Here is a 24,096-nt window from a genome sequence, read left to right on the forward strand (position 1 = left end):
TTAGCGAATCAAAAAGCCCCGTTATTCATGACAATAACGGGGCTTTTTTATTCCTTTGAAGTACTTTTATAGTAAACTTAACGGCTATAACTTCACTGCTATAACTTCACTAGCTCATATGCACTAGCATGTTACTTGGTTGCTCTAAGAAAGATTTCCATAAATTACAAAAACGCGCGATAGTCCCACCATCAATAACACGATGATCACCAGACCAGCTAACTTGCATAATACTGCGCGCTTGTACATTACCAAACTCATCAAAGCGTGGTAACTTTTGTACTTTACCTAAAGCAACTATAGCAACTTCAGGCTTATTAATAATTGGAGTTGCAACTGTCCCACCAATAGCACCAATATTTGAAATAGTAATAGTTCCCTCTTTTAAATCACCTGCCGCTACTCGTCCATTACGAGCATCAGTTGTTAAACGAGAAATATCATGTGCTAAATCAATAATTGACTTAGTTTGTACTTGCTTGATATTAGGAACTAACAAACCGACTTTGGAGTCAACCGCCATACCAATATTATGATCGTTAAAATAAGTTATTTCAGAGCAATCCGCATTCACTTTTGAGTTGATAACGGGGTACTCTTTCAACGCTAACGACATTGCCTTCATAAAAAATGGCATCATGGTTAGTTTAATATCTTGCTTTGCATATTGCTCTTTTAACGCACTACGTAATGCAATAAGCTCTGTTAAATCAATCTCTTCACAATAAGTAAAATGTGGGATGGTGCTAACGCTGTCTTGCATTGCATTAGCCATTACCGCTTTAATACCACGAATTGCTTCTACACGTGTACCGCCAACGCTATGTTGGGCCGGTAAGCTTGCTGGCGTCATACTCTGTTGAGTAAAGGCAACAACATCATCTTTATATACTCGACCTTTTTTACCGCTACCATCGACCTCATGAATGTTCACATCTAATTCACGGGCGACACGACGAACGGCAGGACTAGCAAGCGCTTTTCCTTGAGAGTTTTTCGATGGGGATAGTTTTTCGGGTGTTTGCTCAAGCTTACTCACTACAGTAGCAACTTGCTCAGAACTTGTTGTCGGCTCTATTTTGCTCGCTTGGGCCTCACTTGTATCCGAGTGACTAACCGCATCCTTATCTTCATTCGGCGTCATTGAAAATAACGGCGCATGTACTTTTGCAATATCACCTTGTTGATAATAAAGCTTTTCAACAACCCCTGAATGCATTGAGGGTATTTGCACCATTGCTTTGTCTGTCATTACATCAGCGATAGGCTGATCTTCTGCAATGGTTTCACCTTCTTTAACCAGCCATTCAACCAGCTCACATTCAACAATACCTTCACCAATATCAGGTAATATAAAATCAATACTCATGTTCTGTTCCTGTAGTTGGGTAAATATTAAAAGTTAATACTCGTTTTAATGGCTTCATAAACCTTCAAATGATCACTAATATATTCTTTTTCAAGCGCTAAAGGGTAAGGTGTATCTAAACCACAAACTCGCGCAATAGGTGACTCTAAATGAAGAAAGCATTCATTTTGAATAGTTGCCGCTATTTCACTAGCAAAGCCTGCTGTTAAAGGGGCCTCTTGACTCACCAATAAACGACCAGTTTTCATCACAGACTGAGTAACGGTTTCAATATCCCAAGGGATTATGGTGCGTAAATCAATAATTTCACATGAAATACCATCTTCGCTTGCCATTTTAGCGGCCTTCTCAATGATCTCCATTTGAGCGCCCCAAGCCAATAGCGTAATATCTTTACCCGTTTGTACCACCTCTGCTTTACCTAAAGGTAATTGGTAATCTTCTTCTGGCACTTCGCCAACCGATGCACGGTATAAACGCTTCGGCTCAAAAAACACCACGGGGTTATCATCTCGAATTGAAGCAAGCAATAAGCCTTTGGCTTGATATGGGTTACGAGGAATAACCACTTTTAGCCCTGGCGTATGAGCAAAGTAAGCTTCTGGCGATTGGCTATGATATAAACCACCAGCAATACCACCACCATAAGGAGCACGAATAGTTAACTTACCCACATCAAACTCATTACCAGTTCGGTATCTAAATTTAGCGGCTTCATTCACAATTTGATCAAACGCTGGGAAGATATAGTCCGCAAATTGTATTTCGGCAATAGCAACAGATCCTTGCGCAGCTAAACCATTGGCAAAACCAATAATGCCCTGCTCTACTAGCGGACTATTAAAACAACGGGTTTTACCATACTTTTCTTGTAAGCCACTTGTAGCACGAAAAACACCACCGAAATGCCCAACATCTTCACCAAAACATACGGTACGATCGTTATCTGCCATTGCGATATCAAGGGCATTATTAATTGCATGTAATAAATTCATTTGAGCCATGATTAAAATTTTCCTGCCGTAAATGGGTAAGATTCAGGGTACTTATTAACGTGCGCTTTAACAGCTTCAAGCTGTGCTTTTAGTTGCGGTGTTGGCACATCGTAAACATCAGTTATCATGGTATCTATATGAGGTTTATCTACTTTTTCAGCAACTTTCACAGCGGCAAGTATGTCTTCTCTAAGTTGCTCAAATAGTATTGTTTCTTGTGCTTCATCCCACCACTCCTGCTTAAGTAGCCAGTTTTTCATACGTAAAATAGGATCATTGGCTTGCCATTTTGCTTCTTCTTCCTTGGTTCGATAACCTGATGGGTCGTCTGAAGTAGAGTGTGCACCAAGACGGTACGACATTGCCTCAATAAGCACAGGTTTATGCTCACTAACCGCATACTCACGAGCCAATTGCATTGCTTTAAGCACGGCCAGGATATCATTGCCATCAACACGAATAGTTTTAATACCGTAACCAACACCGCGTGACGCTATGCCGTTACCTTTGTACTGTTCATCTGCTGGTGTTGAAATAGCGTAGCCATTATTACGACAGAAAAAAACCACAGGAGCTTCTTGCACTGCTGCCATATTTAAACCAGCATGAAAGTCGCCTTCAGATGCTGCACCCTCACCAAAATAACATAAGGTAATAGCGTTTAACCCTTGAACCTTCTGCCCATAAGCATAACCAGTCGCTTGCGGAATTTGCGTCGCTAATGTTGAAGATACTGTCATACAATTAAGCTCTTTAGAGCCGTAATGGATAGGCATTTGACGCCCTTTACCTAAATCTTTAGCATTGCTAAACAGCTGATTCATAAAGTTTTCAAGACTAAAACCACGAAACATTAATACCCCTTGCTCACGGTATTGCGTCATGATCATATCTTGTGGCTCTAATCCAGCAGCGCCGCCAACGCTGGCAGCCTCTTCGCCTAACGCCGTCATGTAAAAGCTTAATCGGCCTTGGCGCTGTGACGCAACCATGCGCTCATCGAGTACACGGTGAAATGCTAAGGTTTTATATATTTTTATTGCTAGGGTTTTATCAATGTCAGGTAAATCTGCACCAGGATAGGTATTACCATCTTGGTCTAGCAGCTTTAACTCAGGAATGATGACACTATTACCATCAATAAAGGTGGCTTGATGCACTATTGGTCCGTCATTATAAAGTTCATTATTCATAATGTTCTCTTATCTTTGTTCGCTCAGCGTAGAGATACGCTGCCGCAGGATAATTTATTAGCATCTACTTTTATGCTCACCTTACTATCGAAATGTAGTATTGAGTGAGGTTATTTAGTTGTTGAGTATAGCTAATAAACCGTAATAATCTTCACAAACCTTACCTTTACGTTAACTGACAATCAAGAATCACACCTAATGACTTAGCTAATATTTTCGAACAAGTGAGCAATTTTGTTTACACCTTAATCGACATTGTCATCATCTAGTCATAAAAAGCCAATAAAGTTGTCGTTATTACTCTATGTTCTGTTAATAGGCTTACACCATGCGCGCCTCTCGCTTTTTTAAACTCTCGTCTTTTGCCATGATTATTTTTATTTTAGCTTTTTTATATTCACTCTTTTGGGTCGGTGATTCACTTACTACCAGTAAGCAACGTATAAAGGCTTACCAACAGTTAAAATTTGCTGTCGCAATTGATTTCAACCGAACAATAAGCCAATACCTTGAACACGGCGATGCAACGCTACTCACTAAAGCAGAAACACAACTTGATGCAATTATTAACCAAGCAAAGTCAATAAACCAACAAGCGCTACAGCAACAAATAATTGATTTCTCTTTAGCGCTTAAAACTCTGTTAGTAACCAAGTTTCGCTCATCGGGAAAGCTCAGTGGTAACTTAGACGCGCTACTTATTAATAGCGAAAGCAGTTTAATTAGCCTTAACCATCAACTAGCCACTTTTGCGGTAGCAAGCTCTACTATTACCGAAGCACAACGTTTACATTATTTAATAACGACTGAACAATTAGCCAGCGCTTTAAGTGCTTTGGTTATGGCGCGAGCAAAAGCATTACAAGGAAATAATGACAATAGCTTAGCTATAATAGAAGTTCCGCTTACTGAGGTAAAAACGGCTATAAAAGCACTTTCAACATTTCCAGCGTTAGGCATATTAGAAGAGATTGATGAGGATGAGTTGGTAGACAATGATGACGATGCTGTTGATTTAAGCAATGAAGCCCTCGCTGAATTACAAAGCATTAGTAAACGATACCAACAAGAGCTCAATCGTACTTTCAACTTATATCAACAACAAAGTGACACTTTACGTTTATTAAAAAATAACATTACAGTATTTGAAAAAATTATCTTTGATGCTGAAAAAACAATTAACGCTCAACAAGAGCAAGACCTTAACGACTTAACCGTCATTATTATAGTCTTATTAAGCGCTATGGTTGTCTTCTTACTGATTAATCACTTCTTACAACATCGTATTATACTAAAGCCACTACGCTTACTTCGAAACAGCTTTGTCAATTTAATAGAGAAAGGTCAGTTTAATATTATCGAAAATATTAATCCTAATAATGAGCTTGGTGAAATTGCCGCCAGTTTTAATCAAATGGTGCAACAATTAGCACAAGAGGCCACACAAAAATCACAGCAGTTAAGCTTAGTTTCTGGTGCGCTAGAAACCATGAAGAATCAAACGGCCATCATTCAAACTACAGCGAATAATACCAACGATGAAGTAAATACTGTCCATCAAATCATGCTTGCATTAACTGAGGCGAGCGACCAAGTGAACGAGTTATCTGAACAAGCTACTGCCAATGCACAGTTAACTCAAGAAGCCATGTTAGCCAGTAAAAGCGAAGTAGATGATGCTTTATCAGCAAGCCAATCAACGAATAGCGCCGCACAATCGGGCAAAGCAGCTATTAACCAACTTGCGCTGTCAGTTAACAGTGTCGGCTCAATTATTGAAGTGATTAGCGCGATTGCTGATCAAACTAATTTACTAGCATTAAATGCCGCCATTGAAGCAGCACGTGCTGGTGAACATGGGCGTGGTTTTTCCGTGGTTGCTACTGAAGTGAGGCAATTAGCAGGAAGAACCCAAGACTCACTGCAACAAATTAATGACCAATTAAAACAATTGCAGTCTGACAATCACTCGATTAAACAAACCATGGAGGCTATTGAAATAGCCTCAGCTAAACAGCAACATGTTGCTCTAGCGTTAAAAGAAAATGCCCAACAAGTCAGTGAACAAGCGCAAATATCAGCGAATGTAGCCCGCGAAACTTTAGGGCATATCACAGAGCAAAAATCGCATTTTCACGCCTTTGAGCAAGCAATGTTACGCGTAAATAAAGAGGTTGGACAATCCAAAGAACTCGCTCGTGAAATATCATTACAAGTTCATAACCAAGTTGAAGATATTAACCAAACTCTGAAAATTGCTAGCTAAGCACAGCTTAACGTAATTATAAATATCTTAGCAAATAACCTGAACTAGCATTTAACATTTAATCGAAATTAACCGCTGAAATACAAGTAACTAAAACCTTCTTAGCGACTTGTATTTCAGCGACAGTTTTACTAATAATTTTTAGTTGTATAAATATCTAACCGCTTGCTATTGCTAATCATAAAAGTTAGGTGACATGTTTTTTAATTTAGCTTCTTCTGGGTCATGCTGAATCCATAAACTGGCTGAGGTATTATCTAAAATATGGTCAATTTTGGCAAATGATTGAATTGTTTGTTTTTTATCATTCCATACTGGTATACCATAATTAGCTCTATTTTCTGCAAAATGATAAAGATCACCACTTAAGATAACATCGCCTGTTTTCACTAGTTTAAGGTACAGTGACTGATGTCCAGGTGAATGCCCAGGAGTACTTAAAATAATAGTAGAGCCATCACCAAAAACATCATAGTCACCATTAAGCGGCACATGTTCAGCACTTTTAAGTTCAAAGTAGTGATTAACATCAAAACCATACTTAGCAGCATCTTTTGAAAAAGCTAACTGGTAATCACTGTTTTGCATTAATAATTTACTCTGCGTGAAATAATTAGCATTACCACTGTGATCTAAGTGCAAGTGGGAGGGAGCAAAATAAGTAACATTTTTTGGCTCGCCCCCTATTTCTTTTAACTGGGAGAGCATCGTTCTTTTTACAGTTAAATGGAACACGCCTTGATGCGCTTCTACACCATGGCTAGATTTCGCGATGTCATCTTGTAAACCAGCATCCCACACCAATATACCTTTAGTGGGGTGTTTAATAACATAGCAAGGAACAGCCATATTCATCGGTTTTCGTGTAGAGAGCAAAGGGTTAAACAGTGACATATCTCTCGCTTGAATCGTGCCACAGTCAAGTACATAAAGTTTAATTTTTACCGTACTTTTAGCGTTTAAACTTTCTATAGATATAGTCTTAGCACTTACGGTTGCTGACAACAGCATTACGCAAGACACTGTTATTATTTTGCTTATTAATTTTTTCATCTTTGAACTCCTCTTTAAGTTGAACCAAGTATAGGGCAGTTAAAAAATGAAAAAAAGTGATGTATAATCACAATAAAGGTGAACAAATGGAACCTTAAAGAGAAGTCAGATGGATAAATTAACTTACTATAAAAGCTATGTAGCGATAATCGACAAGAAAAGCTTAAAAAATGCGGCTCATTACTTAAATCTAAGCCCATCAGCGGTGAGTAAACACCTATCAATATTAGAAAAATATTATGGTACAGATTTAGTTATACGTGATGCCAAAAACATCAAGGTAACGGGTGAAGGTAAGGCTTTTTATCATCAATGTAAGAGTGTATTAACGAGCTTAGCCCAAGCTGAGTCGGTATTTTCCAACGATACACGAAATACCGCGAGTATCCTACGCATCACTTTGCCACAAATATTGACTCAAGGTCGCGTTATGTCAATGTTAGCAATGTTTACTAAGCAATATCCACAAATAAAACTCGACATTATAACCTCCAACAATAATTTGGATTTAATTGAGCAAGATATTGACTTTGCTTTTCGAGGGGGCTTTTTAAGTGACTCTCAAGTACGCTCTACTAAACTCTTTAGAGCCTGTACTATTTTATGTGCTCCTGCTAGCTTTACCAAAAACTTAGCCCCAGCTGATCAGCTACGAATGATAACCGACACACTGCTAATCCCCTCTTACGTCAACTTATCAACCTTACGCACTTATTTGCAAAAAATTGGCATTAAAAAACCTCTTGATCAATTCACTACGATTAACGACGCTTTTAGTTATAAGAACGCGGTACTTGCTGGTATGGGGGTGGGAATATTTCTGGATTTCTTTATTAAAGATGAGCTTGAAGAGCAAAGTGTATGGCAAATTACAGAGCCACATCATTTCCAATACCGAACGTTAGATTTCAATATGATATTTCATAAAAATATACAGTTAGCAACCTCTCATGAATTGTTTAAAAGCTTTGTAGTCAATTACTTTAACGATTATATTAATTAGAAATATATCGACTTTCCGCAACTACGACTAATCACTAACTTTAATACTGTAGCTAAATAATCGATTCACATGAGAAATAACATTAAATAATTAAACAGCAGATTTATGACTAAGACTTTTATTAATATTGCTCAATGAAGGTAGCTCTAAATTAAAGCACGTGCCTTTACCTAAAGTTGACTCTACTTTGAACTCACCATTTAAATTATTTTTAATAATATTATGAACAATACTTAAGCCCAAGCCGGTTCCACCTTTACCACGCTTTGTGGTGTAAAAAGGCTCAAAGATATGACTTTTCACTTCATCTGTCATCCCTTGACCGTTATCACTAATGTTAATCGACAAAATATCGTTACAGACCTTTGCTGAAATAATAATTTTGCCCTCATTACTCTCCTCGTTTGCTTCAAAAGCGTGTACTGCCGAGTTTGATATGATGTTGGTAAAGACTTGCGACATTTTAGCAGGGTAAGTTGTAAAACTTGTCATCTAACAATAGTTCAACCGGAGTGTCATTCCATATTTTGTAATCAACGATAAATGATTTAATTAATTCTTCAGGTGTGCTCACCACATACTCCTTTAAGTTTTACGCAACTAATGGGTCGCGAGAAAATTCTCGTAGGATATTAAGTTAATTCTACTAACGCTATATTTTAATAAAAATAACGCCTCATTCAGTGGCGAATACCTATTTGACTAGAAAAGCTTAGCTCGAGTGAGAAGAGTTAGCTTAACCCGTCTTTACTGCTTACTAAAGGTGTTACTCGCTAGTACTTAATGGAATAGTTCCCACTATTTCCCCTTCTTCCATAACAAAGAGCATATTCGCTATAGGAGCATTACCGTAACTATCATCACTCCATGCATCATGATGTAAATAGACAAACATATTTAATAACTCTTCAGAGGCCTCTTTTGATATCACCATCAAGCCTGTTCTTCTTGCAATTGAAACCAATAATTTTTCAGCCTTTAACATCTTGTGAGCTTTTAACATCTGCTTTTTAGATAATATCGCTTCACTACTAAAAGATTGACCACTGGCGGTTAGCACTTGGTTATCAAGTGCCTCAGCGGCGATAAAAGTGACGTCCATTGCATCAATATTGCTAAAGGCTGTTGCAACCGCAACATTTAAGTCAATCTTTTTACTCTCTTGGTGCGTTAAAAATATAAAATTGTCAGTGGTCTCGTAACCAAAACCTATGACTACTTCGGGGCTTTCTTTAGTGCCAACCAAGGTTGAATAAACCGCACCATGTTTTACTCCAACCCAGTCACCAGGCTTAATAATGGGATATAGTGTTCTTTCTTTAATGTCTACCGACACTTCTTCTTGTAAATGTTGAGGCAAAGGCTCTGTACTTTGTGTTGCCATAACTACTCCTGAAAATACCGTGATTAATAAAAGTAATACCGTTTTCATCGTGAAATCCTTTTGCAAAAAAGGCACATAGTGCCGAAAAATTTAATTGAACATATAGTTAGAGTATTCTCACATATACATTAGTAAACTCTATATTATTCCTAGGGTTTAATAACAAAACCTTTTTCTATACCGCTTTTAAAACCTACAGTTTCATAGACAGAATGAGCCCCTTGTAACTGCTCCCCAGACAACAGCATCACTTTACAGCAGTTACTTTTCCAAGCTAAAGAAATTGCAAACTCTAGCGTTTTTTTACTTAACCCTTGGCGGCGAAATTTATTTAACGTAATAACGTGTTCGATAATGCCAAAAGGCCTTGCTTGATTAGCAATACTTTTATTGAGACTCAAAGCGCATGTTGAGGCTAATTGACCGTTAATATCGGCGACCACGATAAATGTTTGGCTGTCATTAATGATATCGGCCCACTTTTCTTTGGCAAAGTCAGCCTCTAGCTTTGGATCAAAAGGACGGAGTTCCTTGTATAGGCGAAGAATGCCCTCTAAGTCATGCATGGTTGCAATTCTAATCATATAATCTGAAATCCATTTAACCCCACATAACGCGGTTTTGACCGTTAGTTAACATAAATAATAAACGAGGAAAGCGCTATAATTTAGCAGTACTATGACCAGAATTTCCACAATGGTTTAGTCTCTCTAGTCATGACCTCAGCGTTAACTGAGGACTCAGTTACTAAAGGTTGAGTAGCTGAATCGGTGGTTTCATCTTCATCTTCATCTTCATCTTCATCTTCATCTTCAGACAATTCAACAACATGAAAATCGGTATGTATCGCAATAAGAGTGCCATCTGCACTGTAACCACCAACAACGGGATAAAACCCGTCTCCCCAACCAGAGTGAAATAATATTAAATTATTATCACTATTAGTTAACGGCAGCCTAATATTAGCAATACCACGACGGATTAATTTTTCATCATCCATTTGGTCAAACCAGCTATCATGATTTTCACTTTCAAATAAATCGTCATACCATGTATCTTCGTCAGGCATATCCGACTTAATAGTTTGTGCATCCGCAAAGCAAGCGGTACCAGCATCAACACCGTAACCATAAAGCTCATCGTCTTGTAGAGGTTGTTGAGGTGGCTCCTCTGTAAGGGTAAGCTCAAGAGGTTGTCGCGTACTTTCAGCCTGGGTTTCATCAAGAATTAAACTCGCGTAAGCTTCACGAAAATGACTACCATCTAAATCAGCACTAACATCAGCAACGGTTACAATAACCTCGTATTCCCCTGGCTTAACTTGAATAAATGCATTACCTGACTTACTCATTGCAGCAAAAGGGTCACAAACCATTAACTGCCCAGAAGGAAGCTTTAACTTGCCACAAGCAACAGTACTTAGCTCAATTTTACCATCTTCATTAGTGATGATTCTATTTTGTAACGCTGCCCATTCAGGTCCATTTGGGTATGGCATAAAATATCCTTATACTGCCTGATGCCATAAACCATGGCAAAAATAATTAACTTAACCTGAACTTTTTGCTAAGCACTACACGCCACCATAAATCATTGACACTGGTTGGCTATAACTAAAGTTAAATAACTAGCAATAATTAACATGAAAAAGCCAATGAAGGTTACAACAATAGTATTAGAGATAGCAAAAATATTTTGCTTATTACTAACAAAGATTGAGCGTTACTGGGGTTCAGTGTAAACGGATATTATTTCAAACAGTTGCAATGAAACATAAAAATCAAGTGACAAAAATAAGCGATTATTTCTCCTCAAATAACCGCCTAAGTAGCCCCCCAAAATAACTACTAAGCATTATGCGCCAACTTAAGGCCAATAATACCCACACAAATAAAACCCAGGCTCACTATTTTAAGTATATCTGCTGACTCATTAAACAGCATAATACCTAATATAGCTGTGCCAACAGCGCCAATACCTACCCATATTGCGTAAGCTGTACCAACAGGTAAGTCTTTCATTGCGATACCTAACAATATAAAACTGGCGACGAGTGATAACACTGTACCAACACTCGGCCAAAACTTGGTAAAACCATCAGAATACTTAAGCCCAATCGCCCAAAAAATCCCAAGCAGCCCCGCTATGAAAAGAATAAACCAACTCATATACACCTCTATTAATATAGGGGTCGTCCACACTTCTAAGAAATATAGTTTTCTAGCTAACGAGTAAGAGCCACTACCATTGATCATCAAGTTAAATAACCATTAAGTAACTGTTGGGTTATATTATTAGGTAAGTTATTCAGTGCTTACTCTAAGTCTACGACTTTTTTAACTTTGTTTTAAGTGCTGCTATTTGCGAGGTTGCTGCTGGTGAGGGTAACAATTCAGCATTAATGGTTGCGATGGTATCTAGCCCTTCAGCAACAATAGCATTGGTATTTACATTTAAACTACGTTTAGTTGCCTGAACCGCATAGCTAGGTAATTCGGCAATAGTATTTGCTAACTTAAAAGCGGCTTTCATTAACCCTTTACGCGTGAAATAGATATTATTGATCAAGCCCCATTGTTTCGCTTTTCGCCCTGAAAAAATAGCGGCAGTAAAAGCTAATTCACGTAGTTGCCCATTAGATAAATTACTATGTAGCCGTTGTAAGGTTCCCATATCAGCAGGAATACCTAATTGAGTTTCCATAATACTAAAATAAGAGCGGTATGACGCTAAGCGAATATCACAGGCAGAAATCAAATCAATAGCACCGCCAACACATACCCCATGAATTGCGGCAATAGTAGGTACAGGACATTCAGCGATAGCCGAAAAAGATTGTTGCATATTCAAAATAGCTAAACGTAAGTGTTCAGTTTTATCACCTTGAAAGTTCTCTGTTGACTCCATCACTTGCAATAAGAAATTAATATCAGCTCCTGAAGAAAACTGTTTACCTTTACCGCTTAATACCACCGCATGAATGTTGTCCTGAGTGGCTATCCAGCGATACACCTCCCCTATTTCAAACCACATAACTTTATTCATCGCATTTGCCTTTTCAGGGCGAGCAAGCTGTAAATGCAAAACACGATTAACGAGCGTTAAGGTTAGAAATTGAAAAGTAGGCATATTGATAGACTCAGTTTATATACAAAGTAATTATTATCAATTGAAGATGTCACACTCTCGTATATTAATGCAAGAAAAAGCATTTAGGTAAGGTTGATGTCTTATTTTTTTGAAGTCGATGGTGCTTATTTAATCATGGTAGCAATATCACTTTATCAACACATAATACGCGTTCAGTATTGATAAAATGCTTGCTACCGTTCAGGTTTTTCATTTTATTTCGCCCTATCTTCTTGAGCCTAATACCTATAAGTTACCTTAAGGTTTTATATTATCAGCCGATTTTGGCGAGTCCGTTTGCTCCACATCCCACTGGCTAATTGATAAGTAGTTCATATTACTTAACAAACTTACTACAGAAGAAATATTATTAATTATAACTTTTAGCATGTTAAAGCTCCCAATTAACTGTTATATCCTATTATAAGCTTGACGTTGCTGTTAAACGGTCAGTAACTGAGGTATATAAATGCTGTTTAATTACATTTAAATTACTCATCGCAATTGTATTTGGGTCAATAGAAACGGCGGTATTTAAATCCTCAATAGCACCAGATATATCATTATTTTTATAACGAGATATAGCGCGGTTGCTATAGCTTAAAGACGTTAAATAGAGTGCTTTTTCGCTTTCTAAACTCATCGCTTCAATACTATTAATTGCAGCAGTACAAGCTGACTCAGACTTTTTTAATTTGCCTGCCTGTAAATAAGCAACGCATAAGTTTATTTTATCGTCATTGGTGGTAATACCCTTAGAGCTACTTTTTATTTTATAAATGCTCGCTTTAGAACTTCCTTTTACTAAGTCATTCGTTGCCGTTGCTCCTTCAATAACAGCTACCTTTAACGGGGGAGTACTTGCAAAAGCTACAACTGAATGACTCAATGCTAAAAATAATGTGGTTAAATAAATAGGTTTACAATTCATGTTTATCTCTCTTAAGCAGCACACCTTGTTGATGCAGCTTTACTATAAGAGTTAATAATTGAGTCGACAAACGATCAAAATAAACCCATTGAGTGAATAATTTTCACCCATAGTGACATAGCTAATTTAACTACTGTGCAAATGTTGCTTTAATCCAATTTGAAAACAATGTGAGTTCAAGATTTTTTTCCATATTGTCATGCTGTATTAAATAATAGCGATCGTTTGTATTTAACTCCTCATCAAACAGCTTCACTAATAGTTGTTCACTAAACCATGTTTTGGTTATAGGCATAGGCACTAGTGCAATCCCTAGCCCTTGTTGCGCTGCGCGGGTTACGCCATACATACTGTCAAACTGAATGATTTGTTTAGGGTCAAAGTCGTGTACATTTACATGATCTGCCCATTTATGCCAAGACCAAGGACGAGAACTATGTAAAATTAGTGGAGTATCTTTTAGCGCTTCGTGCCCTTTTATTTTTAATTTTCGATAGAGCTCTTGGTTACAAGCAGCAACATAACGCATAGGAAAAAGTTCGTGAACGATACTCGCATTAGGCTTACCATTTGCAAGCATTATTGATAAGTCAGCTGTTTGTACTGCTGCATCATCAGCTTTAATGGTTTGTAATTGAAGATTAACTTCTGGGTTTTTATCTGACCATTCGTTTAAACGCGGAATAAACAACTCACTAGCAAAAAACTCAGGCAAACTGATGGTAATAGTTTTATTTTTTTGGCTGCTAGTAAACTCAGAAATAGTTGACTCTAATTGATGGATGATAGGCTGTATTGATTGATAGAAATGCTTTCCTGAGCGAGTTAACTCAATTGAACGAGTACCACGTTCAAAAAGAATAAAGCCTAACTGCTCCTCCAACTGCTTTATTTGATGGCTAACTGCTGAAGGAGTTAAAAATAACTGTGCAGCCGCATGTTTAAAGCTTAAACATTTTGAAGCGACGCAAAAAGAACGTAAACCACGTATTGGTGTTTGAATTGGCATAATTAATCTATATTGATGACGACAAACACATATAGCAAAATACGTTCCAAAACATAAAGCAATGATTTTAAATAATATTTTTTATTTTTACGGTCGTTTAATTTTGAAGATTGCACCAATTAAGATTGTTTGCACCATTTTAGCTAGCTTATAAAGTCAGGGGTTAATGGCAAAAAAAAGGGCATAAAAATGCCCTTAAGTCTACAAATGAAACAATTTATCAATTTAATAACCACCTTAAAAAATAATTTTTAGACAATTACCACAAACAATAACTTTCAAATAATCGGGGAGACTAAGAAAGTGAAACTATCTTATGCTTTCCAATCCTCATCAACAAACGAGATAATTTCACTTTACTGGTGAATTTTTCTCACCTGTCTACCAACCTCTGCTGAAGGTGAAAACCAACCTATAAATTCACGCTAACACACTCATAAAATAACATTTATTTGTAGATAATAACGTCGAGTGATAAGTTAACTTTAAAGCCACCTTTAAATTAAACGGTAAGCGCGATAATGAGCAATATGAATAAAACACTATCCCTGTATCACAAGCTCCAAAAATATCCGTTCGGTAAAAAAATATTCTCTATAATTGTCAGCCGTATAGCACCTTATTTTGCAACAATTAGCCCGTATATTTCAGAGTTATCCCCTAATCAATGTACGTGTTTAATTAAAAAGCGAAAGAAAGTTTTTAATCATATAAAAACCGTGCATGTTATTGCGATTTGTAACGGTTTAGAAATGGCGATGGGCGTAATGGCTGAGTCATCTATTCCAAAGCACCTACGGTGGATACCTAAAGGGATGACCGTAGATTACACCGCCAAAGCGGGCAGTGATATTCGTTGTGTCGCCAAAGTGAATGCCGAGGATTGGCAGCCCGGCGATATGCTGGTTAATATTACCGCTTACGATGAAAATGATGTAGTTGTCGTGAAAGGCACTATTAAACTTTGGATATCAGAAAAGCCAAGCAAATAAATTCCCTACTAATAAATATGCTTTAAAATTAAGACAATAGTAAAACAATAGTAAAACAATAGTTAGACAATAATAAAAACACATTTAAGGATAAAACATGAGCAACATTATTTCCCCCCCTGAGCAACCTGAAGCCTCTGAAATAACACGCGAAACCAGCGCACAACAATTCAAATTGGCGTTAATAAAAAATACTAAAACCATTGGTACTATAATGATATTGATTGGCGTTTTAGCTATTTTAGCGCCTAGCTTTATAGGCATTGCGCTTAACGCTTACGTTGGTGCTATGTTTTTATTAGCAGCATTTGCATTAGCTTTTAACGCTTGGCATAACAAAAACAGTAATATCTCGTTATGGTTTAAGCCTTTTGTACTAACCGCGCTAGCGCTTATTATTTTTACGCATCCTGCAATTATACTTGGGGTATTAGGCTTATTAATTGCCATTTATTTATTAATCAGTGGCTTCAGCGCTATTGTGCTTGCCTTTCAGTTACAATCTTCAGCCAAAATATTTAACATACTCAATGGTATATTGTCTTTCATACTCGGTGTTATTGTTCTAACAAATTGGCCATTTTCCAGCGCTTGGATTGTTGGGCTAATTATTGGCGTAACGTTTTTGTTTGATGGCATTGCCTTGTTAACTATTGCTAATCACATGAGTAAAACACAAGAAAAAATAATCAACTAACCTTAGCACTTCTAATTGTGAAATTAATATTTATAAAATAACGCCAGCATAAATGCTGGCGTTATTTTTTGGCTTACTTTGCTTTACTCAACTAGTTAATTCACTCACCAGTTTCAACGATAAATGCTTATATTAATAACGATGGTGCGCATAACCACCTTGCATATTACCAACATTATTAAAACCTAAACGTACTAACGCCTGAGCAGCTAGTAAAGAGCGACTACCGCTACGACAAATGAGTACTAATGGTCTTGATTTATCGTAGCTATGCTCTTTTACAAACTGTACTAAACGCGTTAACGGCACATTATAAGTAAACTGTGCGTCGTGCTGTAAGGCGTATTCATGTGATTCACGAATATCAATAAGTAATAGCTCTTTTTGCTTGATAGCCTTTGCGAGAGAGTCACTATTATATTGCTCTATAACAGTCTTTTGCTTAGTCGCAGCAACGCTATGTTCATTATTAATACTTGTATTAGTACATGGCTTAATACTGAGTGCGCCACACATAATTTCATGACCAGTTTCATCTATAATGGTTTTATCTAAATTAGCCTTTATACGCGAAAACTCGTCTTTACTTATTTCATTGTTCATCACTTGTGCAAGTAGAGTATTACGAGAAACTTCACCAGCGATACTGGTAGTAAACTCATGATGATAATCGTGACTAGGACAAATAAGGCTATTAACACCAATAAGTGATTGTATGTGCTGTAAACTTTCATACATTGCGAGCGCACTACTATTATCAAAATTAGTACGACCTAAGCTGCCCATTAAAATCAAATCACCACAAAAGGCATAATACACCGTTAAATGCGTTGATGATTTAGTCACTGGATCACACAACAGCAAACTAATACTGTCATTGGTATGTCCTGGCGTGACAACTCTTAATAACCATTTATCACCAATCGTTATATATTGGTATTCTTGCTCGCCAAAAATCACACTATGCGCGTTAAGCGGCCAACCTAACTCATCACTCTGTTGTGTACTTAAGCAAGCTTTAGCAATGTCAGTACGGCAAGATTGATGATCTGCATGACCATGAGTATCAATAACGGCAGCTAAGTGCAGCCCTTGACAGCTAAGCATAGTGCTAAGCCTATTAGTTACTTGCGCTAGTGGGTCAATAATAAAGGCTGACTTTGCTTTATTATCAATATATAACCAAGTACAACTGCCACCGACTTTATATTGTACCAAGCCATTTATTTTGGCTTTATCTCTGTTGTCATCATGACTATTGACGGCAGTACTGATAGCCACTTTACTATCAGGCGTTAAACAGCTATTGGCTAGCGTTTGAGCGATTAGCAAGATGCGCTCACAAGCAATATCAATGTCAGCAGGTGTCATTGCTGGGCCAAAAGACATTCTAATTGCAGACTCACTTTGCCACGCTGGTAGCCCCATAGCATCTAGCACAAAACTACGCGTCACCTTAGAGCTACACGCAGATCCTGAGCTAACCCGTACATTAGCAGCATCAAATAAGTCCATTATTTCTTTTGAGCTAAAACCTGGAATGGCAAAATTCAGCGTGGTCGCCACCGAGTTGTCAAAACGATGATTAAAAACAATTGTCGGAAAAGCTTTTTGCAAAGCAGAAGCTAACTGCTGACGATATAAGTGTAAGGTTTCAATGGGAGCAAAAGGTGTTTTACTTCGCTCTTGTTCTTCTACTAACGCACTTTTCTGCGCATTTTTTTGATGATCCACAGCTAAAAGCATATCAAAAATTACACTTAATGCCGCTAACCCTGGAAGGTTTTCAGTGCCAGATCGTAAGCCACTTTCTTGACCACCACCAGCAATGACTGGTGTAAATGGTGCATGCTCTTTAACATATAAAAAACCTATGCCTTTAGGGGCATAGAGTTTATGACCACTAAAAGGAGCATAATCAATACTGGTGCTAGCTAGGTTTAAAGGTGTTTTTCCTAATGCTTGTACGCAATCTACCATCCATGCAACTTGAGGATTATGTTCACGTATCGTTTTATCTAATAAAGCAATATCTTGGTAAACCCCTGTTTCATTATTAACAGCCATAGTGCAAATCATTAACGCATTCGGAACTTCTTTCGCAATAAAGCTTAAATCAAGCTGGCCGCTACTATTGACCGGTATCGCTTTTACGGTCGCACCAATATCTAGAATATCGTTCCAATGTTTGAGGGATTCAGCTACCGCTTTATGCTCTGTTGCACCATATAATAAACTGTAACTCTTAGCGTCATTTATACGCGTAGCACGACTTTTTTTCACAGCAAGCAATGCTGATAAAATAGCAGTTTGAATACCTTCGGTAGCTCCGCTGGTAAATATAACGCTCCCTTCATCAGCGCCGATAACTGCCTTTGCTTGCTGGCGAGTTTTATCCATCATTTTTTTTGCTTGTAGTCCGCTAATATGGCTACTACTTGGGTTGCCAAACTGTGTTTCCATGGCTGTTAGCGCAGCAGCTGCTGCTTGCGGTAACACTTGAGTCGTCGCATTAGCATCAAGGTAAACTAAACTAAAAGGTTGCGTATTGTTAGGCATTATCATCAGGGTAAAATCTCTTATGTGACTTTATAATACGGGTAGCTACTTTTAAGCGTTACTCGCGTTAATATTCATAAGATAATTGTGTCATGTCATAGGCAGTTTTATTTTGCGTATTAACGTACAAATCAGAACAAAAAGGTATTTAATTTCAAAAAAAAGCAAAATATAAAAAATAAAAACTAACAACTACATTAAATAATATAAATACAACTAAATTTAATTTAATTAATAGAATAAAAAACAACCCAACATTTTAATAAGTGATAGGCTATAACTGATACACTATAATTACCCATTAATCTCCAGTCGAGTTAGCATTATCAGCCCCAAAAAAACTGCAGATGAAAAGCTTATTAATTACGCTTCATCATTGAAAAACATTGAAAATACTCAACTTAAAATAGCCACGTTCAATTTATTTAATTATCTTGAGCCTCCTAATGCCTATTATGAATTTGAACGTATTTATAGTGTCGAACAGTGGCAGAAAAAGCAGCAATGGATCATCAACTATTTACAAGAATACCAACCTGACATTATTGGTTTTCAAGAGGTTTTTAGTGTTGAGTCGTTAAGAGTATTAGTTGCTGCACAGGGCTATAAATATTTTGCAGTGGTTGATGAGCCTCAAGTCATTGATGACTTTATTTATAAACACCCTGTGGTTTCCCTCGCCTCACGCTACCCTATTATTGAAATCAACGCGGTAAAGCCCGATATTGAGCTTGCGAAAGTGCTTGGGTTAAGTGAAGGTTTTGCTTTTAGTCGACAAGTATTAAGAGCAACTGTTGATGCTCCTCATATTGGGCATTGTGATTGCTATGTTGTGCACTTCAAATCAAAGCGTTCAATGCTAGATTTTGATGACAGTAATAACAGTTATTCTGGTGAGCAAAGTATTATTGAGCAACTTAAAGCGCAAGTTGCTGGAAGTTGGGGCTCAACGGTACAGCGCGGCAGCGAAGCGGCATTACTAATGGTCGATATAATAAAACGACGTGAAACTACCAATCACCCTATGGTACTCATGGGTGATTTTAACAACACCTTAGCAGATGGAGTATTAAGCCACCTACTCACCCACAGCTTACGCTTTGCCTCTACAATTGATAGTGAAGCTTATCTTGCTAAATATTGTTTATATGACGCATGGCACTTATTTCAAACACTACTCAGTAATGAAAACGATGAGCTAGATGAAACTGATAAAATTAAGCACAAAGCGTTAACTCAAAATGAAGATGAAAACCAAAGTAAAACACTAACCCGTAATGCCACTCACTATTTTGGCGCCAGCAGCTCAGTGCTCGACTATATTTTACTTTCGTGTGAATTTGATGCTAGTTATCATGACAGCTTGTATGAGGTGAGTCATTATCACACCTATGATAGACATTTAATTAACCCAATATTCGATCGTGACGGTGAAAGCACTGATCATGGCATTGTTTTAATTACCCTAACACTAAGAGAGTAATTAACCACAACACTATAACTTAACTATAATTTAAAAAGATTCACCCTAAGTTAACAGCACTCCCCGCAGTAGTGTATTAAGCTTTTTTTACATACTTAGCGGTGACCATCATTTCACCAACACCATCGACTTTGCAATCAAGCTCATGATCTTTACTGTCTTTTATGCGTCTGATCAACGCTTTAGTACCAATTTTGATTACTTGTGAACTTGCCTTGATTTTTAAATCTTTAATCACTGTAACCTTGTCTCCTTCTGCCAATAAAGCGCCGTTTGCATCTTTAACATTAATATTGTCGTCAGCGCTCGCTTCAACAGGATCCCACTCCAACCCACATTCTGGGCAAACGAGTAATGATTGATCTTGATAAACATATTCAGACTGGCATTTAGGACAAGGGGGCATTATTTCACTCATTGTTAACTTATTTAATTAGTCTATTTCACCGTTATTTTATCAGTGAAAAGTTACGATTAAAACCTACACACTAAGCAATATTAAGCCCTTGTGCGACTAGTTTTAGTCAATTAGTTATTCGTAAGTAATTGCTGATTAGTTAGTGCTAACAGCGCATGAGTAGGGTGAGTGGTTTCACGTAAGTACTGTGATATTTCTTTATGAGCACGGCGAAACGGTTTATAAAGATGTGCTTTTAATGCTTTTTTAACCGGCTTAATATCACTACCTTTAAGCACACAAAATAAAGCTAACGCATAAACGGTTTCTAATTCAGGTAATGCCGCTTGTCGGTTAAGGTTACGGTTATTACACGAACCACAACCGCCTTTAAATTGATAGGCAGTATTGGCAAAAATAACACCAAAGCCCATAAAACAAGCAACCAGATCAACAGTTTGCGCAAACGCATCTTTGCCACCAGGCGCTATAACTCCACGCTGATTGACTAAAATCCCTGCTTTTCGCTGGACTAAGTAGGCGATTAAATCTTGAGGTTGATTAAGCTGACTAACATGAAAAGGAATGTCTATGGTGTCAATTTCAACCTGATTTGCTATCTGACAAGTATCCCCGCGTAATGCTGTTTTAAAAAGCAACTGCGGCATAGCTTTTGGATAAAAATTTTCATTTGATACTAACTTAATTGGCCATGAACTCATGCCGCTATATTTAAGAGTATTAGCAAAAATAATATCGGCTAAGGCAACCGCACTGCTAGCGCTGCCTGGGTAAAAACTATTATTGGGCAGCACTAATTCACTGTGCTGGTAAAAAAAATCACCGTCAAGTTGTTCAATGCACCAAACAAAGCTATCAAAAATCCACGCCCTACTTGCTTCATCAACAACTGGCTGGTTTTGAAAAGGGCTTACTTTAAACAGCGAAGATAACATTAACGGCTAACCTTTATTAAAAATAATAGTTAAATATAACTAATTGAAAATAGATAACTAAAAAACGTAATTAACTTTATCACCGCATTATAGCCTTATTACTATTTAAAAAGCAGCGTTAACTCAAGGTTAATAAAACCAGCAAAAGCTTAGGGGCTGTTGCTCTTTCGCGGTTAAGTTTTGTTCGAGATAAAAGCGTTTTAATCGCGGCGGACAGCGTTTGTTGGTCATTTTTACTGTGTTATCAACTTTTTATGTGACGCTACATGGGTGTAGTTTATTAGACAATGCAGGAGCTTATTGTTCTGAATACCCACACGACAAAGGCTCTGCCTTGTATAAATACCCAACACAAAAAGCTGTAAAAAACTGCAAAAACAATCACGAAAGATCAACAGCCCTAATGTTATAAACATATTTTTAACCCATTTTCTTTTTATACGCCGTTGGCGTTAACCCTGTTTTTTGTTTAAAGACCCGATAAAAGCTCGTTCTGTTATTAAAGCCTGCTTGATAAGCTAAATCAGCCATCGTTAACTTAAATTTATCATTGTTTAATAATTCCAACGCATAATTTAAACGCCACTCATTTAAGTACTCATAAAAACTTTGATTAATGACGTTGTTTAACAACTCGGATAGCTGATGACTACTTATATTAAGCCTTCCTGCAAGTTGGGCTAAGCTAATATCGCCATCTAAGTATAACTGCTCAACACTCATTAAAGACGCTAATTGTTGCACTAACTGTGTTGATACTTCAGCACTGAATCCATCATAAGATGATTGACTATCATTAGCCGAAGCTTGCTCAATGTTAATATTAATGAGGTGATTAAAAAATAAATTAGGCTGATATAGCGAAAATAACGCGATAATATTAGTCAATGCGATAATTAGTGAAGCTATTACATTAACAAGCGAAATATTTGGCGAGCCACTGGTTAGCGTATATATCCATATCGCCACATCAAAAATGACTAACCCGAGTAGCGTCATCGCGAGAAATAATAACCAATAAAAGCTGGTAAACTTATGCGCGCCAAGAAGCCTTTTCAGTTTATGCTTATGTTCAAATAATACTCGTATAGATAATACTGTATAACTCAGTAGCTGTAGTGCTAATAGCGGTAAATAAACATTAAAAGGAAACTGAGTGTTGATAATAAGCAAGCTATTAAAAAACACAAAAGGTAATGTATGGCTTAACTGCCAATACCACGGTTGCTTATTTAACACGATACGATTAATAATTATCCATAACAGCGGGCCATAAAGTAATGTTAACGTAACCCGTGCATGATATAACCATAATGGCGTTTCATAGCCTGCCTGAAAAAGATAAGCGTCAATACTTGGTATACTTAAACAAAGTACAAACAGCGACATTAATCGATTAGCAATAATGTCGCCTTGGGGGCTGCGCAATAAACTTAGAAAAGTCCACAAGCCTAGCGTAGCACTCATAATATACCAAACTTGACTAAGTTCATTGACTAACATTTACAGTGTCCTTAAATGAGCTTGCTGTGATAAAGCGCTTTATTACTCACTCGCAAAAAGATCAAACGAGCCTGAAAAAATAATTAAACCATCGGCAAAATTTTGCGACCAAGTGCCTGAGTTTTTCGTTTCAAATTGATAAGTCATAATGTACGGTAATGAAAAGTTCTCCGTAATTTGCAAATTTTGCTCTACTGCCGTGGTTTTGGAGGTACGATTAAACTGATAATTGCCCGTAAAATTTACCGTATCTTTACCAAAGCCACGTCCGGTCATAGTATCAACGTCATAGCGCTGAATAACAACCGCATCTTTAGGGTACCCGCCAGGTAATACTGACTCAGTATGCTTAATGCGTAAGGCAACGGTGTAACCGGCTAAACTCTCGGGTGCTAATAATTCAGTTTGCTTATTTTCAACAGAAAAGTCGCCCTGTATTACCGTTTGACCACCCGAATAAACTTGTCTGAATACACCAGAGTCTTCATCGTCAAAATAGTAATCTACTGTATATGCCCCTTTTTCAAATGACACACTTTGTTCAATAGCGTGGGTATTACTTAAGCGATGATATGAATACAAGCCGTCACTATTTACATGGTCATTACCACCTGAACCACTAATATTAAGTTTACCTTGCTCTGCAAAAGCATGAATCTTCAAACCTTTACTCGCAAACCCTGGAGCAAATGTTGATTGGCTCGCGTCAATATGTAAATTAAACTGGCTATGAGCAACCTGCGCAGGTGCCATAACCGTATTACATGGCGTTGTTTTCGCAAAAGCACTACTGGTCATTACGGTTGTTGAAAGTGTTAGCGCGAGTACTATTGTTTTTTTCATTATTATTCCCTCAAATCAATGTCGTTATTGACGAGTAAACTATGCATGAAAATTTTTTTTCGTTGTCACTCTCGATAAAAATTAACAACCTAAACGTAAAAAAATAAAAAGAAAAATAAAAACAATGAGTTAAACATGACATATTTAACTAACTTCAAAGAAAACTTACGCGCCAATAGGGAACTATTACAAGTAAATCTAACGAATAAGTTAGTTAAATAAGTTAGTAAAAAAGGTTTATTAAGCCAAGTTGAGGTTAACTACACTATTTAACCTGAACTCGGCTTAAGAGATATTTAACAAATTGAAATATCTGTAAAAATTACTTTTATGA

At 37.3% G+C, this 24,096-nt stretch carries 23 protein-coding genes and 1 pseudogene; 6 read left to right on the top strand and 18 right to left on the bottom strand.

Annotation, left to right across the window (positions count from 1 at the left end):
* Window positions 1-109: 109 nt before the first annotated feature.
* Genes KO495_RS10890 through KO495_RS10900 form a run of 3 tightly spaced genes read right to left on the bottom strand, consistent with a single transcriptional unit; the run spans window position 110 to window position 3,557 of the window.
* Window positions 110-1,369, bottom strand: coding sequence for a dihydrolipoyllysine-residue acetyltransferase (locus tag KO495_RS10890; protein ID WP_215980437.1), 1,260 nt, complete (start codon window positions 1,367-1,369; stop codon window positions 110-112).
* A gap of 26 nt (window positions 1,370-1,395) precedes the next feature.
* Window positions 1,396-2,373: a transketolase C-terminal domain-containing protein gene (locus KO495_RS10895; protein ID WP_215980438.1), complete on the bottom strand. Its 978-nt coding sequence runs from the start codon at window positions 2,371-2,373 to the stop codon at window positions 1,396-1,398.
* Between the two features lie 2 nt (window positions 2,374-2,375).
* Window positions 2,376-3,557: a thiamine pyrophosphate-dependent dehydrogenase E1 component subunit alpha gene (locus KO495_RS10900; protein WP_215980439.1), complete on the bottom strand. Its 1,182-nt coding sequence runs from the start codon at window positions 3,555-3,557 to the stop codon at window positions 2,376-2,378.
* A gap of 328 nt (window positions 3,558-3,885) precedes the next feature.
* Here KO495_RS10900 and KO495_RS10905 point away from each other — a divergent pair, with 328 nt between their 5' ends.
* A complete protein-coding gene (locus KO495_RS10905) occupies window positions 3,886-5,823 on the top strand; it encodes a methyl-accepting chemotaxis protein (protein WP_215980440.1) in 1,938 nt (645 codons plus the stop codon).
* A gap of 174 nt (window positions 5,824-5,997) precedes the next feature.
* Here the strand turns inward: KO495_RS10905 and KO495_RS10910 are convergent, their stop codons facing one another.
* On the bottom strand, window positions 5,998-6,876 hold the full coding sequence (locus tag KO495_RS10910) for an N-acyl homoserine lactonase family protein (protein WP_215980441.1): 879 nt from the start codon (window positions 6,874-6,876) through the stop codon (window positions 5,998-6,000).
* 109 nt (window positions 6,877-6,985) lie between these two features.
* Between KO495_RS10910 and KO495_RS10915 the strand changes: the two genes are divergently transcribed.
* Window positions 6,986-7,879 (top strand): LysR family transcriptional regulator, encoded by an 894-nt coding sequence (locus tag KO495_RS10915; protein WP_215980442.1) that lies wholly within the window; start codon window positions 6,986-6,988, stop codon window positions 7,877-7,879.
* 90 nt (window positions 7,880-7,969) lie between these two features.
* On the opposite strand, the gene KO495_RS10920 is transcribed toward KO495_RS10915, so the two are convergent.
* From KO495_RS10920 to KO495_RS10955, 9 genes are all read right to left on the bottom strand, one after another.
* Entirely contained in the window at window positions 7,970-8,371 is a 402-nt protein-coding gene (locus KO495_RS10920; protein ID WP_215980443.1) for a HAMP domain-containing sensor histidine kinase, read from the bottom strand.
* A 274-nt stretch (window positions 8,372-8,645) separates the two neighbouring features.
* Complete coding sequence (locus KO495_RS10925; protein ID WP_252738913.1) at window positions 8,646-9,311, bottom strand: hypothetical protein; 666 nt, start codon at window positions 9,309-9,311, stop codon at window positions 8,646-8,648.
* A gap of 101 nt (window positions 9,312-9,412) precedes the next feature.
* Window positions 9,413-9,847: a GNAT family N-acetyltransferase gene (locus tag KO495_RS10930; protein ID WP_215980444.1), complete on the bottom strand. Its 435-nt coding sequence runs from the start codon at window positions 9,845-9,847 to the stop codon at window positions 9,413-9,415.
* Between the two features lie 92 nt (window positions 9,848-9,939).
* Window positions 9,940-10,761: a DUF4241 domain-containing protein gene (locus tag KO495_RS10935; RefSeq protein WP_215980445.1), complete on the bottom strand. Its 822-nt coding sequence runs from the start codon at window positions 10,759-10,761 to the stop codon at window positions 9,940-9,942.
* A gap of 349 nt (window positions 10,762-11,110) precedes the next feature.
* On the bottom strand, window positions 11,111-11,431 hold the full coding sequence (gene sugE, locus KO495_RS10940) for a quaternary ammonium compound efflux SMR transporter SugE (protein WP_215980446.1): 321 nt from the start codon (window positions 11,429-11,431) through the stop codon (window positions 11,111-11,113).
* Window positions 11,432-11,588: 157 nt separating this feature from the next.
* A complete protein-coding gene (locus tag KO495_RS10945) occupies window positions 11,589-12,392 on the bottom strand; it encodes an enoyl-CoA hydratase-related protein (protein ID WP_215980447.1) in 804 nt (267 codons plus the stop codon).
* Window positions 12,393-12,650: 258 nt separating this feature from the next.
* On the bottom strand, window positions 12,651-12,782 hold the full coding sequence (locus KO495_RS17675; RefSeq protein WP_289847620.1) for a hypothetical protein: 132 nt from the start codon (window positions 12,780-12,782) through the stop codon (window positions 12,651-12,653).
* 31 nt (window positions 12,783-12,813) lie between these two features.
* Window positions 12,814-13,323 carry a tetratricopeptide repeat protein gene (locus tag KO495_RS10950; protein ID WP_215980448.1) on the bottom strand — a complete coding sequence of 170 codons (510 nt, stop codon included), beginning with the start codon at window positions 13,321-13,323 and terminating at the stop codon, window positions 12,814-12,816.
* Between the two features lie 130 nt (window positions 13,324-13,453).
* Window positions 13,454-14,326, bottom strand: a complete 873-nt coding sequence (locus KO495_RS10955; RefSeq protein WP_215980470.1) for a LysR family transcriptional regulator — start codon at window positions 14,324-14,326, stop codon at window positions 13,454-13,456.
* Between the two features lie 527 nt (window positions 14,327-14,853).
* On the opposite strand from KO495_RS10955, the gene KO495_RS10960 reads away from it, so the two are divergent.
* Window positions 14,854-15,324 carry a hotdog fold domain-containing protein gene (locus tag KO495_RS10960; RefSeq protein WP_215980449.1) on the top strand — a complete coding sequence of 157 codons (471 nt, stop codon included), beginning with the start codon at window positions 14,854-14,856 and terminating at the stop codon, window positions 15,322-15,324.
* 97 nt (window positions 15,325-15,421) lie between these two features.
* Window positions 15,422-16,021 (top strand): DUF308 domain-containing protein, encoded by a 600-nt coding sequence (locus KO495_RS10965; RefSeq protein ID WP_215980450.1) that lies wholly within the window; start codon window positions 15,422-15,424, stop codon window positions 16,019-16,021.
* 132 nt (window positions 16,022-16,153) lie between these two features.
* Here the strand turns inward: KO495_RS10965 and KO495_RS10970 are convergent, their stop codons facing one another.
* Window positions 16,154-18,586: an aminotransferase class V-fold PLP-dependent enzyme gene (locus tag KO495_RS10970; RefSeq protein ID WP_215980451.1), complete on the bottom strand. Its 2,433-nt coding sequence runs from the start codon at window positions 18,584-18,586 to the stop codon at window positions 16,154-16,156.
* A gap of 370 nt (window positions 18,587-18,956) precedes the next feature.
* Here KO495_RS10970 and KO495_RS10975 point away from each other — a divergent pair, with 370 nt between their 5' ends.
* Window positions 18,957-20,063, top strand: a complete 1,107-nt coding sequence (locus KO495_RS10975; protein WP_252738915.1) for an endonuclease/exonuclease/phosphatase family protein — start codon at window positions 18,957-18,959, stop codon at window positions 20,061-20,063.
* Between the two features lie 76 nt (window positions 20,064-20,139).
* On the opposite strand, the gene KO495_RS10980 is transcribed toward KO495_RS10975, so the two are convergent.
* A complete protein-coding gene (locus tag KO495_RS10980; RefSeq protein ID WP_215980452.1) occupies window positions 20,140-20,481 on the bottom strand; it encodes a zinc ribbon domain-containing protein YjdM in 342 nt (113 codons plus the stop codon).
* 110 nt (window positions 20,482-20,591) lie between these two features.
* Window positions 20,592-21,416 carry a hypothetical protein gene (locus tag KO495_RS10985; protein WP_215980453.1) on the bottom strand — a complete coding sequence of 275 codons (825 nt, stop codon included), beginning with the start codon at window positions 21,414-21,416 and terminating at the stop codon, window positions 20,592-20,594.
* A gap of 211 nt (window positions 21,417-21,627) precedes the next feature.
* On the opposite strand from KO495_RS10985, the pseudogene KO495_RS17545 reads away from it, so the two are divergent.
* Window positions 21,628-21,828, top strand: a pseudogene (locus KO495_RS17545) (hypothetical protein); the annotation flags it as partial.
* Window positions 21,829-21,836: 8 nt separating this feature from the next.
* On the opposite strand, the gene KO495_RS10990 reads toward KO495_RS17545, so the two are convergent.
* Complete coding sequence (locus KO495_RS10990; RefSeq protein WP_215980454.1) at window positions 21,837-22,919, bottom strand: helix-turn-helix domain-containing protein; 1,083 nt, start codon at window positions 22,917-22,919, stop codon at window positions 21,837-21,839.
* 42 nt (window positions 22,920-22,961) lie between these two features.
* On the bottom strand, window positions 22,962-23,762 hold the full coding sequence (locus tag KO495_RS10995; RefSeq protein WP_215980455.1) for a hypothetical protein: 801 nt from the start codon (window positions 23,760-23,762) through the stop codon (window positions 22,962-22,964).
* Between the last annotated feature and the right edge of the window lie 334 nt (window positions 23,763-24,096).

It is taken from the genome of Colwellia sp. D2M02 (assembly GCF_018860755.1).
GTDB classification, from domain to species: Bacteria; Pseudomonadota; Gammaproteobacteria; order Enterobacterales; family Alteromonadaceae; genus Colwellia; species Colwellia asteriadis.